General features: G+C 36.7%; 20 protein-coding genes. 12 read left to right on the top strand and 8 right to left on the bottom strand.

Going from position 1 to position 17377, the window contains the following annotated elements; genetic code table 11:
- Positions 1-85: 85 nt before the first annotated feature.
- From cruG to ANA_RS02645, 4 genes are all read left to right on the top strand, one after another.
- Positions 86-1255: a 2'-O-glycosyltransferase CruG gene (gene cruG / locus ANA_RS02660; protein ID WP_015078505.1), complete on the top strand. Its 1170-nt coding sequence runs from the start codon at positions 86-88 to the stop codon at positions 1253-1255.
- A gap of 142 nt (positions 1256-1397) precedes the next feature.
- Complete coding sequence (locus ANA_RS02655; protein ID WP_015078504.1) at positions 1398-1631, top strand: hypothetical protein; 234 nt, start codon at positions 1398-1400, stop codon at positions 1629-1631.
- 176 nt (positions 1632-1807) lie between these two features.
- Positions 1808-2065, top strand: coding sequence for a hypothetical protein (locus tag ANA_RS02650; protein WP_015078503.1), 258 nt, complete (start codon positions 1808-1810; stop codon positions 2063-2065).
- 9 nt (positions 2066-2074) lie between these two features.
- Positions 2075-2446 (top strand): HNH endonuclease, encoded by a 372-nt coding sequence (locus ANA_RS02645; RefSeq protein ID WP_015078502.1) that lies wholly within the window; start codon positions 2075-2077, stop codon positions 2444-2446.
- Here ANA_RS02645 and ANA_RS02640 read toward each other — a convergent pair.
- The 4 genes from ANA_RS02640 to ANA_RS02625 all read right to left on the bottom strand — a co-directional run bounded on the left by ANA_RS02640 (position 2427) and on the right by ANA_RS02625 (position 5041).
- Positions 2427-2915, bottom strand: a complete 489-nt coding sequence (locus ANA_RS02640; RefSeq protein ID WP_015078501.1) for a hypothetical protein — start codon at positions 2913-2915, stop codon at positions 2427-2429. The two genes, ANA_RS02645 and ANA_RS02640, sit on opposite strands and share 20 nt — an antisense overlap.
- 76 nt (positions 2916-2991) lie before the next feature.
- Positions 2992-3696 (bottom strand): peptidoglycan-binding protein, encoded by a 705-nt coding sequence (locus ANA_RS02635; RefSeq protein WP_015078500.1) that lies wholly within the window; start codon positions 3694-3696, stop codon positions 2992-2994.
- A 426-nt stretch (positions 3697-4122) separates the two neighbouring features.
- Positions 4123-4647, bottom strand: coding sequence for an N-acetylmuramoyl-L-alanine amidase family protein (locus ANA_RS02630; RefSeq protein WP_015078499.1), 525 nt, complete (start codon positions 4645-4647; stop codon positions 4123-4125).
- Positions 4648-4792: 145 nt separating this feature from the next.
- Entirely contained in the window at positions 4793-5041 is a 249-nt protein-coding gene (locus ANA_RS02625; RefSeq protein ID WP_015078498.1) for a hypothetical protein, read from the bottom strand.
- A gap of 403 nt (positions 5042-5444) precedes the next feature.
- On the opposite strand from ANA_RS02625, the gene ANA_RS02620 reads away from it, so the two are divergent.
- Both ANA_RS02620 and ANA_RS02615 read left to right on the top strand, forming a co-directional pair.
- Positions 5445-6728: an NB-ARC domain-containing protein gene (locus ANA_RS02620; protein WP_015078497.1), complete on the top strand. Its 1284-nt coding sequence runs from the start codon at positions 5445-5447 to the stop codon at positions 6726-6728.
- Positions 6729-6898: 170 nt separating this feature from the next.
- Positions 6899-8050 (top strand): alanine--glyoxylate aminotransferase family protein, encoded by a 1152-nt coding sequence (locus ANA_RS02615; protein WP_015078496.1) that lies wholly within the window; start codon positions 6899-6901, stop codon positions 8048-8050.
- A gap of 56 nt (positions 8051-8106) precedes the next feature.
- Here the strand turns inward: ANA_RS02615 and ANA_RS02610 are convergent, their stop codons facing one another.
- On the bottom strand, positions 8107-9009 hold the full coding sequence (locus ANA_RS02610) for a DUF4351 domain-containing protein (protein ID WP_015078495.1): 903 nt from the start codon (positions 9007-9009) through the stop codon (positions 8107-8109).
- A 495-nt stretch (positions 9010-9504) separates the two neighbouring features.
- Here ANA_RS02610 and ANA_RS02605 point away from each other — a divergent pair, with 495 nt between their 5' ends.
- The gene (locus ANA_RS02605) at positions 9505-9693 is read left to right on the top strand and encodes a hypothetical protein (protein ID WP_015078494.1); all 189 of its coding nucleotides are present in this window, start codon (positions 9505-9507) and stop codon (positions 9691-9693) included.
- A 334-nt stretch (positions 9694-10027) separates the two neighbouring features.
- Here ANA_RS02605 and ANA_RS02595 read toward each other — a convergent pair whose 3' ends face one another.
- Positions 10028-10222 (bottom strand): hypothetical protein, encoded by a 195-nt coding sequence (locus tag ANA_RS02595; protein WP_041457591.1) that lies wholly within the window; start codon positions 10220-10222, stop codon positions 10028-10030.
- 96 nt (positions 10223-10318) lie between these two features.
- On the opposite strand from ANA_RS02595, the gene ANA_RS02590 reads away from it, so the two are divergent.
- The 5 genes from ANA_RS02590 to ANA_RS02570 all read left to right on the top strand — a co-directional run bounded on the left by ANA_RS02590 (position 10319) and on the right by ANA_RS02570 (position 15989).
- Positions 10319-11938, top strand: a complete 1620-nt coding sequence (locus tag ANA_RS02590; protein WP_015078492.1) for an RluA family pseudouridine synthase — start codon at positions 10319-10321, stop codon at positions 11936-11938.
- Positions 11939-12057: 119 nt separating this feature from the next.
- Positions 12058-12651: a TetR/AcrR family transcriptional regulator gene (locus ANA_RS02585; protein WP_015078491.1), complete on the top strand. Its 594-nt coding sequence runs from the start codon at positions 12058-12060 to the stop codon at positions 12649-12651.
- A 46-nt stretch (positions 12652-12697) separates the two neighbouring features.
- Entirely contained in the window at positions 12698-13987 is a 1290-nt protein-coding gene (locus ANA_RS02580; protein WP_015078490.1) for an ABC exporter membrane fusion protein, read from the top strand.
- A gap of 32 nt (positions 13988-14019) precedes the next feature.
- Entirely contained in the window at positions 14020-15201 is a 1182-nt protein-coding gene (gene devC / locus ANA_RS02575) for an ABC transporter permease DevC (RefSeq protein ID WP_015078489.1), read from the top strand.
- Between the two features lie 38 nt (positions 15202-15239).
- On the top strand, positions 15240-15989 hold the full coding sequence (locus ANA_RS02570; RefSeq protein ID WP_015078488.1) for a DevA family ABC transporter ATP-binding protein: 750 nt from the start codon (positions 15240-15242) through the stop codon (positions 15987-15989).
- A 7-nt stretch (positions 15990-15996) separates the two neighbouring features.
- Here the strand turns inward: ANA_RS02570 and ANA_RS02565 are convergent, their stop codons facing one another.
- Positions 15997-16434: a helix-turn-helix transcriptional regulator gene (locus ANA_RS02565; RefSeq protein WP_015078487.1), complete on the bottom strand. Its 438-nt coding sequence runs from the start codon at positions 16432-16434 to the stop codon at positions 15997-15999.
- 148 nt (positions 16435-16582) lie between these two features.
- The gene (locus ANA_RS02560; protein WP_015078486.1) at positions 16583-17014 is read right to left on the bottom strand and encodes a DUF6932 family protein; all 432 of its coding nucleotides are present in this window, start codon (positions 17012-17014) and stop codon (positions 16583-16585) included.
- Between the last annotated feature and the right edge of the window lie 363 nt (positions 17015-17377).

Here is a 17377-nt window from a genome sequence, read left to right as displayed (position 1 = left end):
ATCACTCCAATACTGTTAAGTTAATTTGCCTAAATTGCGCGAAAATCTAAACTAGCTAGTTTATAGAAAAAAGTCAGGGTTAAAATTGCTAAATATTATTCCGCTTCTATTGCTACTTATCCAAGTACCTGCAACAGCCATTTTACTTTCCCGGTTGCTCAAAGGTCCAGGACGTTATCCAGCCCTCGAACCACAACAACCGACACCAGAACTTTTGGGAACTGTGAGTGTGGTTGTACCGACACTAAATGAGGCATTACGGATTAGTCCGCTGTTAGAGGGTTTGAGTCGCCAAAGTTACGAAGTTCGGGAAATTATTGTGGTTGATAGTCGCTCACAAGATGGTACTCCCGACTTGGTGAAAACCGCACAAATAACAGACCCCCGCTTTTGGGTGATCACAGATGACCCTTTACCCCCTGGCTGGGTTGGTCGTCCTTGGGCGTTGCATAATGGCTTTTTATTCACATCTGAGGGGAGTGAATGGTTTTTGGGCATGGATGCAGATATTCAACCCCATCCTGGTTTAGTGGCGAGTTTGGTGAAAACTGCGATCGCTCAAGGTTATGATTTGGTATCTTTATCACCGCAGTTTATTCTCAAGTATCCGGGAGAATGCTGGTTACAACCGGCTTTGTTAATGACGTTACTGTACAGATTTGATCCTACGGGTATTTATACTGAACAACCGGAACGGGTCATGGCTAATGGTCAGTGTTTTTTATGTCGTCGGTCTGTATTAAGGGCTGTGGATGGCTATAGCAGTGCTAAAGGTTCTTTTTGTGATGATGTGACTTTGGCGCGGAATATTGCCTCTCAAGGCTTTAAGGTGGGCTTTTTAGATGGTGCTAAGGTGCTAAGGGTGAGGATGTATGAGGGGGCGTTAGAAACTTGGAATGAATGGGGACGCAGCTTAGATTTGAAAGATGCTGCTTCTCCTGCTCAGATTTGGGGGGATTTATGGCTATTGTCTGCGGTGCAGGGTTTACCTCTTTTGATTTTATTGGGTTATTTGTTGCTTCCTAGTTTGGTGCTTTCATTGCCGGCGATGTTGTTGTTAGGATTGAATATATTTTTGGTGGTGATTCGTTTTGCTTTATTATTAGCGATCGCTCCCTCTTATGATCGTCAAGATGCCACAGGTGGTTGGTTATTCTGGCTTTCACCCTTGGCTGACCCTTTAGCAGTGCTACGCATCTTTTTATCTGCATTTCACACTCCCAAAGAATGGCGCGGCAGAAAATACGGTGATTAATACTATTTAGGGTGTTGACCGAGGGTATCGCTCTTTATCTGATTGGGGAGAGCGATCGCAATCATTAGAAAATATCTTGGTTCTTAAAGAACACAGGCTATATAATTAGTGTATCTGTCAATTCTCTACATTTATTTGCTCTATGGATTTATTAAACATCCGCACCAAAGTAATCACAGAAATTAATCTCATTCCCGAAGATAAATTAGAAGAATTATATAATTTTATTCATTATTGGCGATTGAATGGAGAATCATCTCCAGCGGGCAAGATGCCCGCACTACAAGAGTTTCATAATTCAAGTTTGTACCTCATTAGAGCGAAATCTGCTGTAACATTAGCATCATTACTTATTATGAAATTCTCAGTGGCTTAAAGCATCGTGATGCACAAAAACAACTGAAGTCTTTCTTAAAATTCGTCTCATATCATACAATTTTAGTAACCGCTCAATAATTCGGGGTAAATCCTTCGATGACAAGCCTCAAATGGCGTAAAATCGTTCCCCAACAGGTAGTCCGCCCCCATTAAAAAAGGAGATAATTAATCATCATGGAAACATCAATCAGCATTAATCCAGCTTATGAAGAGATAATCAACTTTCTCGCTGCTGGCATAACATCTCAAAGTTTAGTTGAATTTCAAGTATCAGAAACAGTAAAAGAAAGAGTATCTGATTTGATTTTTCGGGAAAAAACTGATGGAATTTCTTCAGAGGAAAAATCAGAATTAGATCATTATTTGATTCTAGAACATTTATTAAGACTAGCAAAAGCTAGGGCTTATGATTTTATTCACGAAAAGGCTTAAAATTCAATTATGGAGCGTCCTTATTTAAATCTAGAACTTCGCCGTTTAGTTGCTCAAAGAGCAGATAATTTATGTGAATATTGCCTGATTGCTGAACATGATACTATTTTAGGATGTGCCATTGATCATATTATTAGTATCAAACATGGTGGCTCATCAAATATAGATAATCTAGCTTATTGTTGTGTTTATTGTAATCGTTTTAAAGGCAGTGATATCGGTTCAATTATTATAGATAAAAAAGAATTTGTGCGTTTTTATCATCCTCGTTGGGATAATTGGGGAGAACATTTTAAACTGAATAATTCTACTATTGAATCTCTCACAAATATAGGACAAGTGACGGCTAGAATTTTAGGGTTTAATGATCATGATGGTTGATGGTAAACCGCAGAAGTCTAGCGCAATATTCGATGGCAAATTTGTGGTTGCTTTTCGAGACTTTGATAAATGTATCGCAATCTGTCTGACCTGAAACATTTTTGAGCAACTTTTTCAAACTAGGGTCAAAATTCATCGAATTGCCTGAGCATTGAAAAATTCCAGCTTCTTCTGTGCAAGCCGTATTGGAATTAATATTTGTGATGTCCCTTCCTTCATTCCAGTCCCATGAACTCTCAAAACCACCTAATACCCTCAGTACCTCCAGCATGACTGCTTTGCGGTGGAGAAGAGTATTCCCAGGTCCAAGTTCTGGTGCAACGCTGGAGTAAATATCTTTCTTGTCATTCTTTTCAAAGACCTCATCTGGAGCTTGGTTAGCCCAGTCAATCAATTCATTCAGAAACGAGTCTGGGGTAACAATGCGATTGAAAACTTGTGCTTTACAGGCAATAAAATTCCTATTCATTAGGTTTTACTCCACATTCATTTGTTGTAATCATTTTGGCAATAAAAGGCATTCTTTTTGTTCTAAATTACAACTTTTACAATCCAAGTGCTTCTCTAGTTTTATCGCCAACAATGCCATCAACTGGTTCTAAATCTTCTTGATCTTGAAATTTAAGAACAGCATTAACAGTTGCTTGTCCAAATAAGCCATCTGCACCATTTTTACCTAAATCAAAACCCTTGCTAATTAATTTTTTCTGTACTGCTTTGATATCATCTCCCTCCATTAAAGGAGTGGTTAAAAAAAGCAATCTAGGACCACTTCCTGTTCTGATTCCAGGCTGAGTTAATCCTGTTAATTCTGATTGAATAATGGGAAGCTTTTGTTTCCAAAGACTAGGATTCGTATTATTTAAGTTATCATCAATATGCACTGGATCACCAAAATCTCCGCCCCAACGTAAAACAGGATGGTTACGAATAGCCGTAATAAATGCTTTAATTGCCGCAGGTAGTGAGCTAAAATTGCCCAGAGCATTACTGTTATATAGCGTGCTTCCTATTTGGATATTCATGTCAATAGCATGACCAATAAAGTGATTAGACATTCTACTAGGAGGAAAGTTTGGATTCACTACAGGAATACCCAAAACACGATTTGAGCTAGTCACAAAAATTTTTAGTCCATTGGTAGCGGCAAAATCATTAATTGTTTCGAGATGGGGAATAAATTCGATATCTGCTAAGACAGGTTTGCCGATAAATTGAGAGCCAGTAAAGGTTTTGAGTTCAGTTGCCATAGGAAAAATTATTTAGATGTGTTGTTTTCTAATTAGTGTTATTTAGAGAGACTCTATAGATTGGTAATATAGCAGTCCGATTTGATTTATGTAGGGGTTTAGCACTGCTCATTGGTGTCAACTTAACGCAAAAACCACATCCCACAAGGAACTCAAGTTCCTTGCTAATAGCGAAAGTCATCTAAAGATGACTAAATACTAGGAAAAGTTATTAGTCCGTTTTAACGGACTTGAACTATTAGACAGGGAATTGATTCCCTGGCGGGTTTGTCAGCCAACAGATAAGAAATTTTTAGCCTAAGTTGACACCTATGAACACTGCTAAACCCCTACTCACGCATTAATGAAACCGTTAACCTAAGCCGGAAGTTTATACTTCTAACTCAGGTTCAAAAATCTACTTATCTTAGATTTATGCCATTAAATTTAGATACCTAATGCAATCGCTTGTGCTATTTTCTTTTGATTGTTATTATTTGACAAAAATTGTAGTTGTGTGGGATTACTAATAAATTCACACTCTACTAAAATAGCTGGCATTTCTGTCTCTCTTAACACTTGAAAATTTGCTTCTTTAACTCCTCTATTCCTATGAGTTGAAAAAGTTGAGATCAAACTTTGTTGTACAGGTTCCGCTAGGTTTTTTCCTGCATTTGAACCTGAGAATATCCATGTTTCGATACCTTCCGCACTATTGTTGGAGTATGAATTACAGTGGATGCTAATAAAAATGTCTACATTCTTCTGATTTGCAAAGGAAGCTCTACTGCCCAACGACACAGAAATATCTGTATCTCTTGTTAAGAAAACTGTATGTCCGTTTGCTTCCAGTTCTTTTTTTAAAAGTAAAGAAATAGACAAGTTAACGTCTTTTTCATTCAATACAAATGGATCTTTTCCAATTGCTCCTGGATCTGTTCCACCGTGTCCTGGATCAATACATACTTTCATTGTTTATTTCCTTTTTTTTAGGGTTGATTTTGCAAAAATCACACAAACGAATACATGATTTGACTAAAATAGTCTAGCATTCATTTATCATCTCAAAAGTCTCATAAATTTCAATTTCAATTTTAGGATATTTATTACCAACTCCTCATTGTTTAAGTGCTGATTTTGTGTTTCCATCTTCATCAACTGTAGTTTCATTGGGATCAGGTGGAATTAGATAAGCAATAAGAGATGAAAGCACAGTTGTTGCTGCTGCCGATGCTTCAGAGGTAATTCTTTTATCCTGTCCACTAATTACGTAAGTGTTAAGAACAAAAACTGTTAATGTCACTAAAGCACCTGTAAATGCTGCACCTAAAACTTTACGGCGAGGTCTGGGAGTTTTTGATGTCATGTCATTTCGCTTTTGCGTAAAAGTTTCAGTATTTGAAACATGGTAAGAGAGTATACTTTACAATCCCTCTCAAGCAATGGAAGTTTGCCAACTTAAGCAAGGAACTTAAAAATCCTGACAAACGATCGCTCACACCCCTCTACCACAATCCTTTCAAGCGTTGAGATTGTAAGCAAAATAGACCGCACAATTATTTCAAATTGTTAAAACTTCCCCTTTTTGCAAAATGCTGTATTAATAAACACATTTAGCAATCGCTATACTCTGTTCAATCTCTTAGTTGTATCTTTATACTCTTGTCAGATTAATACAGTTTTCCCGGAAATCAGTCATTTTTCCGGCGGTTAGAGTTAATTCTCTTGCCCTATTTGGCTTTGCTTAAAAAAATTTATATTTATCACTTATGGATCTACCAAGAAAACGTAAACGTGGGACAATCCTCACGATTCAAGGTTTAAATAAACTTGAGAACGCCATAAAAACAAAGGAATATGCTGAAAATAACGGCAAGCGATTTACCCTTGATAATCTCAGTAATCAGACTGAATTAGACTCTCATACCTTATGCAAAATTTTTAACTGCAATGTCAGAGTTGATAAAAAGTCTCTAGTCAAATGTTTCAAAGCATTTAATCTGGTGCTAGAGGCTGATGATTATCAATCACCTCTACAGCCTCCAATTCAGCCTGATGGGGATTATAGTTTAGCCCCCGATGTCTCCGTTTTCTATGGACGCACCGCCGAACTGGTAACATTGAAGCAATGGATTCAGGTCAATCGCTGTCAATTAATCATGGTCTTAGGAATGGGAGGTATGGGTAAAACCAGCCTCATAGCCAAGTTAATGTCAGGTTTCACCAACTCAGAATTTAAGTATGTCATCTGGAGATCGCTTTATCACGCGCCAACAGTAGAAGAAACCTTAACTGATCTAATTCACATCGTCTCACACCAGCAAGCCGTTGATTTACCAAAATTTCCAGATCAATTAATATCAAAGTTAATGCAGTATCTCCATCAAACTCGTTGCTTGCTGGTTCTGGATAATCTAGAATCTATTCTGCAATGGGGAGGAGGGGGATATTATCGGCCAGGGTTTGAAGGTTATGGACAACTGATTCGCACAATTGGGGAGTCTACCCACAAAAGTTGTTTAATTATCATCAGTCGAGAACCACCGATCGCATTCAGTGTCCTAGAGAAAAAAGCTAATTCAGTTAGATTACTGATCCTGAGAGGGTTGCTTCCTGAAGACGGACTCAAGATTTTCCAGTCAGAAGGCATTGACAAAACTCAAGCAGAATGGCAAATATTACATAATCACTATGGCGGAAATCCCCTGATACTGAAAATTGTTATCACCATTATTCATTTTCTATTTTCTAGCAAAATTGATCTTTTTTTAGCCCAGGGTATCACCGTCTTTGGCGATATTTACGATTTATTAGATCAACAATTTCAACGCTTATCAGATTTAGAAAAAACCGTGATCTATTCCTTAGCGATTCACCGCCAACCCCTATTCATGCCAGAATTAGTAAGGAAGATCATTTCTCCTGTCACTTCCCAAAACCTGTTAGCAACACTAGCAAACCTAAAATTGCGATCGCTCATTGAATGCAACTCTGATGGATTTACAGTGCAAAACAATCTGAGAGAATATGTCACCAGTCAATTTGAATCATAGAGAACAGAGATTTCTATTTTTTGACAAAATAACAAAATATATAAAAATATATAATCGAATGGCGTGGGCAGAAATATGGTGCTTAATTAATTAGTCGCATTTCGGCATACTCATTGACCACATACCGCTATATCATGCGATTAAGTTCTCATTTCATCTTACATAAATTTATGACATCCACCATTTCCATCAACGATAGTCAGCGTCTAGGACTTGAACCCCTAGATGTTCCCCACCGTCTCCTATTGGGTCCAGGTCCCTCCAATGCCCATCCAGAGGTATTACAGGCGATGAATACCACACCAGTGGGACATTTAGATCCGGCTTTTTTAACCCTCATGGATGAAATTCAATCTCTGTTGCGTTACACATGGCAAACAGAAAACCCCCATACTATCGCCGTCAGTGGCACGGGTACAGCCGCAATGGAAGCCACTCTAGCTAATTCTGTAGAACCGGGTGAGGTGGTATTAATTGGTGTGGCTGGTTATTTCGGTAATCGTTTGGTAGATATGGCGGGCAGATATGGCGCAGATGTCAGAACTATTACTAAACCTTGGGGACAAGTTTTCAATTTAGAGGAAATCAGCGCCGCAGTAGCCACCCATAAACCAGCAATTTTGGCTTTAGTTCATGCAGAAACTTCCACCGGCGCTCGTCAACCCTTAGAAGGTGTGGGTGAGTTATGTCGTCAACATGGAACTTTGTTGTTAGTGGATACCGTTACCAGTTTGGGTGGTGTTCCCATCTTTTTGGATGAGTGGGGCGTTGATTTGGCTTATAGCTGTAGTCAAAAGGGTTTGGGTTGTTCTCCAGGTGCGTCACCGTTTACAATGAGTGGGCGGGCAATGGAGAAGTTGCAGAAGCGTCAATCTAAAGTGGCAAATTGGTATTTAGATATGACATTGTTGGGGAAATATTGGGGGACTGAACGCACATATCACCACACTGCACCGATTAATTTATATTATGGTTTACGGGAAGCTTTGCGTTTAGTGGCGGAAGAAGGTTTAGCTAGTTGTTGGCAACGTCATCAAAAGAATGTCGAGTATCTGTGGGAAGGATTGGAAGATATGGGTTTAAAGATGCACGTTGAAAAGGAATACAGGCTACCAACTTTAACTACTGTTTGTATTCCGGAAGGGGTAAATGGTAAATCTGTGGCCAGGCAGTTGTTAGTTGAGCATAATATTGAGATTGGCGGCGGTTTGGGTGAACTTGCTGGCAAGGTTTGGCGTGTAGGTTTAATGGGTTTTAATAGTCGTCCTGAAAGCGTGGATAAGTTGATAGCTGCTCTGGGAACAATGATCTCTAATAATTAGTTAGTTTGTAGTTGGGCTAAAGCCTAAGATAATTTTAGAACTCAAGCCCAACTACATTATTCTTGATTTTGATTTAACCAGCTTTCTAAATCATCAAGTTTGGTGAAATCTAATAATTCTTCTCCCAACATTTCTAATTTCTCAAGTGATAATTTTTGAATCTTGGCAATTAATTCTGAATTAATTTCTCCAATACGACGATTTAATTGCCGGATAATTAACAAAGTTTCTCCTTCAATTTTCCCCTCAATTTTCCCTTCCTGAACCGCTAAATCTCTATCCTGTTGATACAATGGTGCTAATCTCATAATTATCTCCCTATCTTCGGTTTCTTGATTGACTCCCAGGTGTTTTTGCAGGTTGTACAATAATTCTAGCGTGATTCTCCTAAATGGGTGGTTTACTGTTAATTCTGCTAGTTCCTCAATAGCTTGTTTTTGAACATTTCCTCTTCCTAACATTCTAATCCAAAGAGTTTCTTCCGTCCGTGGTAGTTGATGAATAACTACTATGGCTGTACGTAACGCTGCCCCTAAATAGTATATTCCTGGTAAAGAGTCAGTTTTTAAGGTAGTATTAAAGCCAGATAATATCTCTGGTGATGCTGTCGGAGTAAGTATCCACAGTTTCGGAATTTCTGATTCTTGAAGATTAGTTTTATTGCGTTTCGCTTCTCTTTTTAACACTCCCTTTACTTCTAATAATTTTAACAAACAATCACAAATCTCATCAGATGATGCCGGATTGCGATAAGGTTCAAAAATCGCGGGAGTAGATGCAAATTTACCTAATAAACCTAAAAGTTGTAAATTAGGATTTGCTTGAGGATAGGGAGAAAAGTAAACATCAATTTCTCTGACTTCTCCCGCTACACGACTCGGCGCTTGAACTTCTCCATAGTTTTTGAGAAGTTCCTCTAAATAGTCCTTAGCAAATTGATCATGAATGAATCTTGTCATGTAATAATTATATCAGTATATTGTGTTTTAAGTATCAAAGGGTATTTGTAAAGTATAAAATTCTATAAATCACGAAATCCCAGCTTAGAGGATGTTTTAAAAGTTTTTAATGTGTAAACAGACCCCTCTCCAAACCTCTCCCCTGGTAGGGGAGAGGCTTTAAAACCCCCATTCCCTTGTAGGGAAGGGGGGGAGGGGGGTTAGGTTTTTGGAGATTATGGGTTTCATATAATACTTTTCAAACAACCTCTTAGTACAGCATCTCACAATTTTAGGTAAAATAGAGATTCTTAACTCACTCCAAAAAGTAGATTACAACTCTACTTCCTGCAAATGTAGAGAATCAAGAAGAAGTGCAAATTCTTCAACTGATGAGGTAGATAATAGAAGAGTCACAACTAATTGACGAGAATTTATACTTCTTGTATTGATTTTGAACTCAGGAAGTTTAAAAAATTCCCTCAGTTTCCAGTAGAAATTAAAGGGGTATCTGTCATGAAAGAATACATGAGTGCTTTAGAAGGATTAGTCGAGCAATTAACACTAGCTGCAATTTTAGAGATGCTAGAACGGATATGTCATAAAAAAGCGGAAAATCTGAGAACTCACTGGAATGATGAAGAAACCGCAAAGCTTTGGGAGAAAGCAGCTAGACAGATAGAAAATATCAATGTTGATATTTAAATATTGCGAAAACAAATTACTCTTAGTTTATGGTTATTTTCAGTCAATGGAAATAACCAATTTTTAATTTTGCGGATAGCTAATTACCCCAAAAAACCAGCGAGTAATAGTGGTAATAGTATCAAAGCAGATCCGATTAAAACCAGGGTAGCCGGATCAATTTTAATGTGGTTCTTTTGTGGATCACGCATTTGGTATAATTCTGAAAAATAACTATTTTAACACAAGCTAAATTAAATATAACCATTTATTTTTTATTCTGAGTGTTGACAATTATCTATGGGAACAAATACTTTGTGATCACAACCTACAGATTGTCCAAACCAAAGCCTATCTAAACTTCCTCCACAGGATTTTCCCAAAGATGTTCCCACAGGTTTCGGGAAAGTTTCATATCCTCATCTACAAAAAAATATATGAGAAAAAATGGTAAAAACAAAAATACCAAAATAATGATAAAATTGCCGACGGGATTATTGATAATTTCTGGTGTGAGAATAATCAAAGGTATTGTAAAATATACTAACATCTAACATCCATACCAAAAAAAGCTTCCCAATTAAAACAAACAACTTAAACAAAAATTTGTTAACTATCAAATAATTTATCATACTATATACATTTTATGATTCTTCTTCATCCGCTTTCAGACTTTATCGAATCCAATTTTATCATTTATTCCGCACAGCCTAACTATTACTATGAAGGAAAATGTCCCCAAACTGGTGAAATATTGAGATTACCCCGCACACCTTTAGCAGAAGCTATAGCTGATAGTCTCATGCAGCAACTTGAACAAAATCATCTTTATTCCCATGAGGGAAAAATGTATGGTATTTTGTTAGTTGAATTACCCAATGGTGAACAAAGAGTTATTAAAGCATTTTCCGGTTTATTAAATGGTAATAGTATGGTTACAGGTTGGGTGTTACCAATTCCTGGTAGAGAGGAAGTGGCTTTATTAGAAACTCAGATTTTAGCAAAGTTAGCAGCAATTAAACAAGAAATTATTACCCTTGAACAAATTCCCGAAAGAGCAGAATATAAAACTCTGTCCGTTGAATATACCCAACAGTTACAAACTATGAGCTTACATCATGATCATAGCAAACAGCAACGACACAAACAACGTCAAGAATTTTATCAAACTCTCACAGATAAATCTCTCACAACTGCTTTGGAAAAACTAGAAGCAGAAAGCCGTCAGCAGGGAATTGACCGCCGAAATCTTAAACGCCATCAAAATGAAATTTTACAGCCTTTACAGCAAATTATAACGTCCGCAGATAGGAAGATTACAGAACTCAAACAACAGCGGAAACAACTATCTCGGCAATTACAAACAGAAATGCACGCTGCTTATAGCTTAACTAATTTTCAAGGACAATCTCTATCTTTACAGCAATTATTACCAGCAGGAACACCAACCGGAACAGGAGAATGTTGCGCTCCTAAATTATTACATTATGCAGCAACCCATGGATTAAAACCTTTAGCAATGGCTGAATTTTGGTGGGGTAATTCTTCTATAGAAAATAAGGTTTCTGGAGAATTTTATGGTGCTTGCTTGGAAAGATGTCAGCCATTAATGGGATTTTTGCTATCAGGATTAAAGCCAAATCAAGTAGAAATAATTTATGAAGATGAATGGCTAATTGCTGTGAATAAATCATCAGGACTGTTATCTGTTCCCGGTCGTTATTTTCATAATCAAGATAGTGTAATTAGTCGTTTACGTCATCTATATAATCAAGAAATAATCGCGGTACATCGTTTAGATCAAGATACTTCCGGGATTCTCTTAATAGCTAAAGATCCAATTACTCATTCTCAATTAAGTCAACAATTTCAACAAAGACAAATTCATAAAGTTTATGAAGCTTTGCTGACAGGTTCTCTAGCTATTAATGAAGGTGAAATTAATTTACCTTTGTGGGGAAATCCTGATCATCGTCCTTATCAAGAAGTGGATTTATCACGAGGTAAACCTAGTTTAACTCACTTCCGCGTTATGAACAGAGCAGGAGATTATACCCGTATTGAATTTGTGCCTTTGACTGGACGGACTCATCAATTACGGGTTCATGCTGCTGATACAAGAGGACTGGGAATGGCAATTTTGGGGGATAAACTCTATGGTTATCATAGTGATACTGATAGATTATATCTGCACGCGAGAGAGTTGAGGTTTCAGCATCCTCATGTAGAAAAAATCCTCCACTTACAGGTAAAAACACCATTTTAATCAGGACATCTAATTTGTAAAGATATATTGACAAATACTATATACTTATTTTATTATTTAATATAACAAGCGTTCGATATAAAAACAGATAGCCCCCATAGTGAGGAACAAGCCATGTTATGCCGAAAATTGTTAATCACGAACAATACCGGAAAGAATTACTCGGTAAATGTTTTGATTTGTTCGCTACAAAAGGCTATTCAGCTATTACTATGCGGCAGATTTCTGCGAGTTTAAAGGTTTCCACAGGTACGCTATATCATTATTTTCCCAACAAACAAGCTTTGTTTGAGCAATTGGTGGAAGAAATTAGTCAGCAGGATATCATTACAGCTTTAACAGAATTTGGAGGAAAAAATAACTTATTAGAATTGATGGAAACTTTGGGTCAATACCTTGTTAAAAATGAGGATTATTTAATTAAATGGACTTATGTATGGGTTGATTTTTGTCAACATCAAGACTCAAAAATAATGCTAACTAATAGCACTGTTTTTAAGCGTGCAAATCAACGATGTCAACAAGTAGCCTGTGATTTATTAGGTGTTAGGGACGTAGTATTAGCATCTTTTGTTTTAAGTTTCGTGAATGGTGTTGTTTTGGAGAAATTATGGGGTAATGAGAACATTGATTTCCCTCAACAATGCCAGCTTTTGGGAGAAATGATTACAGCATATTTACAGCAAAAAGCTGAGGTTAAAATTAATAATTAACCACCAATAAATACCGATAAATTTATTTTGTGATGAGGTAGTGAAAATGAGTTACAAACTGTCGTTCAAGTCCCCAAGTCCAGGTTTGATTGGTTTAATGGTTGCGGCTACTACGATTCCAGTAGGAATTATTATTTATGGAGTTTCCAACTTTGGACAAATGGGTAAAACTTCTGTAACTGAATCAAAACCAATTGTTCCTATCGCTGAAATAGTTACTGCTTTAGGAAGATTAGAACCAGAAACAGAAATAATTAAGTTATCTGCACCTTTAGCATTGGATGGCGATCGCATTTCTCAACTATTAGTTAAAGAAGGTGATAATGTTAAAGTCGGTCAAGTAATTGCCATTTTACAATCTCGTGATCTGTTAAAAAATGCTGTTATTCAAAGCATGAAACAAGTCGAAGTTGCTAAAGCTAAACTTGCACAAATTAAAGCTGGGGCTAAATCAGGAGAAATTCAAGAACAGTCAGCAATTGTGGAGAGAATTAAGGCACAATATGCAGGAGATAAACAATCCCAACAGGAAAATATTGCTCGGATATCAGCCCAATGGGAAGGTGATAGAATTGCCCAAACAGCAACTATTAATAAACTAACCGCAGAACTCAAAAATGCAGAATCAGAATATCAACGCTATCAACAGTTATTTTCTGAAGGGGCAATTTCTAATTCTGTAATTGATAGTAAACGTTTAAATGTAGAAACTGCTAAACAGACATTAAGTGAATCCCAAGCTATTCTCAACCGGATTAATACTACAGCTAATAAACAACTAGCAGAAGCTAAAGTTGCCCTCAATCGCATTAATAATACTAGCAATCAACAAATTAGTGAAACTCAAGGTAAACTCAATAGTATTGCCGAAATTCGTCCTGTAGATGTGCAGTTAGCACGAACAGAAGTTGAAAGTGCGATCGCTAATTTGCAACGTGCAAAAACTGAACTAGAAGCAGCTTATATTCGCGCTCCTATGACGGGACAAATTATTAAAATTCATGCCCGTGTCGGTGAAAAAATTGATAACCCAGGGGTTGCTGACTTTGCCCAAACTAACACAATGATGGCAGTAGCAGAAGTTTATCAAACTGATATTAGTAAGATAAAATTAGGACAAAAAGCCATAATTACCAGTCAAGGATTTACTGGAGAATTAAAAGGTGTAGTCCAACAAATTGGTTTACAAGTCAAACGCCAAAATGTTTTTAGTGATCAACCAGGAGAAAATTTAGACAGTCGCATTATCGAAGTAAAAATTCGCCTCAATCCTGAAGATAGCAAAAAAGTTTCTGGCTTAACCAATTTGCAAGTGCAAACAGCAATTAAATTGTAATTAATTTCTCATCAAGATGCATAAAAAAACTCATGATTAATAAAATCTTTCGGAAAACGCCCCTAGCTTGGCGACAATTAATGAAGGAAAAAACCCGGCTAGTGGTTGCAGTTGCGGGAATTACCTTCGCAGATATGCTGATATTTATTCAGATGGGTTTTGAAAGTGCATTATTTGATGCTGCTATTCAACCTCACCGCAATTTACAAGCAGATTTAGTCTTAATAAATCCTCAATTTCAAACCCTACTTTCAGTCAAAAGCTTTTCTAGAGAAAGACTTTATCAAACATTAAGTTATAACGGTGTAAAATCAGTTAGTTCTATTTACATTAGTACGGGACAATGGCGCAACCCTGAAACAAAAATGAATCGCTCTATTTTAGTTTGGGGTGTAGATCCGGCTACACCTGGTTTAAAGTTTCCTGAACTTCAAGCCAAAAAAGATAATCTTAAACAATTGAATCAAGTTTTGTTTGATGAAGCCAGTCGTCCAGAATATGGAGAGATTGGCAAGATTTTTCGAGAAACTGGGAAATTTAACGCCGAATTAAGCGGAAAGAATGTCAGTGTTAAGGGTTTATTTCAAAATGGTGCTTCCTTTGCTGCTGATGGTAATGTCGTCACTAGTGATTCTACTTTTTTACAATTATTTCCTACTCGCAAAGCTGATCAAATTGAAGTTGGTTTAATTACTCTTCAACCTGGTGCTGATATTGAAAAAGTTAGGAAACAACTGCAAATAGGATTAAATCCAGATCCTCAAAAACCCTTTGTTGAAGTTGGTACTCCCGAAACATTTGCCCAAAAAGAAAAAACTTATTGGGCTGAGGGGACAGGGATTGGGTTTATTTTTAGTTTGGGTGTAATAGTCGGTTTTATTGTTGGTATTGTCATTGTTTATCAAGTGCTGTATTCTGATGTTTCCGATCATTTACCAGAATACGCTACTCTCAAAGCAATGGGTTATACCGATAATTATCTATTGCGAGTTTTATTGCAAGAGGCATTATTCTTAGCTGCATTAGGTTATTTACCTGCATTTTTCCTATCTTTTGGGTTATATCAAGTTACATTTGCCGCAACTCTTTTACCAATATATATGAAGGTAGATCGGGCAATTAATGTTTTTTTCTTAACAGTAATTATGTGTACTGTTTCTGGCGCAATAGCGATGCGAAAACTCCGTTCTGCTGATCCGGCGGATATTTTTTAAAGTTACAATTTTTATATCTCACGCAAAGGTAAGGAACTATGTCATTGGAAGTTACAACTATTCCTTCTGAAGTTATTTCTACTTCAGAAACGGTTATTTCTGTTGGTAATCTTAATCATTATTTTGGTAAAGGTGCGTTGCAAAAACAAGTATTATTCGACATTAATTTAGAGATTAATGCGGGGGAAATTGTCATTATGACTGGTCCATCTGGTTCGGGCAAAACTACCCTATTATCATTAATGGGGGGTTTACGTTCTTCCCAAAATGGCAGTTTACAAATATTAGGACAGGAAATTTTTGGTGCAAAAAAAGGGCAATTAACTAAATTGCGTCGCCAAATTGGTTATATTTTTCAAGCACATAATTTGATGAGTTTTTTAACAGCCAAAGAAAATGTGCGAATGTCTTTGGAGTTACATGAAAATCATCTCAATGGCGATATTAATGCTACAGCTACAGCGATGTTAGAACACGTCGGTTTAGGAGAACATATTAATTCCTATCCAGAGAATTTATCCGGTGGACAAAAACAACGGGTAGCTATAGCCCGCGCTTTAGTCAGTCATCCCAAAATAGTATTAGCAGATGAACCGACAGCTTCATTAGATAAACAATCTGGACGCGATGTGGTGGAATTAATGCAAGTTCTAGCAAAAGAACAAAACTGTACTATCTTATTAGTCACCCATGATAACCGTATTCTCGATATAGCTGATCGGATTATTTACATGGAAGATGGACAATTGAAAAGTGATGGTGTAGATATGGGAGTTAAACTAAATTAACACTTATTTATTTAAAGATAATTTCTTCCCGAATCTCTAAATTGAGAGTGTGTTGAATTTTCAAAAGTTTTGTCAAACTAGCACTAGCATATCCATTTGCTTCATCACGTTGCACCTGTTGAGGTTTAACTCCTAAAAGTTTGGCAAAACTCTCTTGAGTGTGTCCGCGAATAATCCGCGCTTTGATGAGTGCTTCTGGTAATTTTTCTAAACTATCATATTGCAATCGCTCAATTTTACCTTGATTGTTTTTGAGATTTTCATACTCTTCTATCTCTTCAGTAAACTCCTCAATTTGGCTTTGTAGTGAATCAATACGAGCCTCATGGCGTAGCTTTTGGTTTTCATCTTCTGGAACTGGTTTACTAGCATATTGAGTCATTGCTAACTCAAATTTCTTCATCTGTGCTTTAGTAATACTGTACTGCCATTCATTGAAAATCATAATGTTTAACCCATAACTCATTTGTTCAAGAATGGCATTACCTAATAATAAAAATTAATTAGATAATGCCAATTTATCTTACTGTTTTATATTGCTAATTTTGAATTTTAATAATCAAAAGCAGCAAAAAGTATTTTGCACCCTATCCTTACAGATCAACTGCTACTATACCTTTGATATTACCATTACGGTCTTGCTGGAAAAATTCTAAACAAGTGGTAAATGGATCTTCAATATTTATGTTAGCAATTAAAAACTCGCCACCATATTTATTTTTTTGTGCCGACCTTCTGCTACTAGGATGTAAAACTGAATCTAGTTTTTGCAAGAGTTTAAAATCTACTTGATCGTCTTCCCAGCAAACATCAAAATCATTAGGAAGTCTTTTAGTAGTTACAAAACTTCCACCAATATAAATTCTCTGACAACCACACTGCTTTAATATCTCGCACCCTTGTTTGAGTCCAGATAAAAGATTTCTTCGGCGTGTGTTGTGAGCTAGATGCTCTTCAATTTCATTCCAAGTAGCCAAATGAATACCTGGTAGCAAATTGCCATTTTGATCGAATATCAAACTCATACTATGTTTTTATCCTGCCATAAATTTATTCCTCCGATAAATTCACTAAATTAACCGATTAAACTTAAATAGAATTAGACATCAGCTTGTGATTTACAAAGCTTCGATACTTATTTCTAGATTAATTTATCGGTGTTAATAGAAGAATTTACGGCTTATGTGAGTTAGTATTAAAACTCTTGTAATTTCGTTAATAATTCCAAAATTATCGTGTTGGAAAACCCTGGAAAAACTTATAAAACAACAAGATTTTTCAACTCACGTAAAGGCGTAATTGGCGTTGCATATTTGTGGGCTGATAGGGGCTGGAAACATTAAAATTTTGTTCCGCAGTCAATAAAATCATTCCATTATTCAGCAACG

Source organism: Anabaena sp. 90, assembly GCF_000312705.1.
Classification (GTDB): domain Bacteria; phylum Cyanobacteriota; class Cyanobacteriia; order Cyanobacteriales; family Nostocaceae; genus Dolichospermum; species Dolichospermum lemmermannii.
The sequence above is the reverse complement of the archived record's forward strand: the minus strand, read 5'-3'. Positions and strand labels throughout refer to the sequence as shown.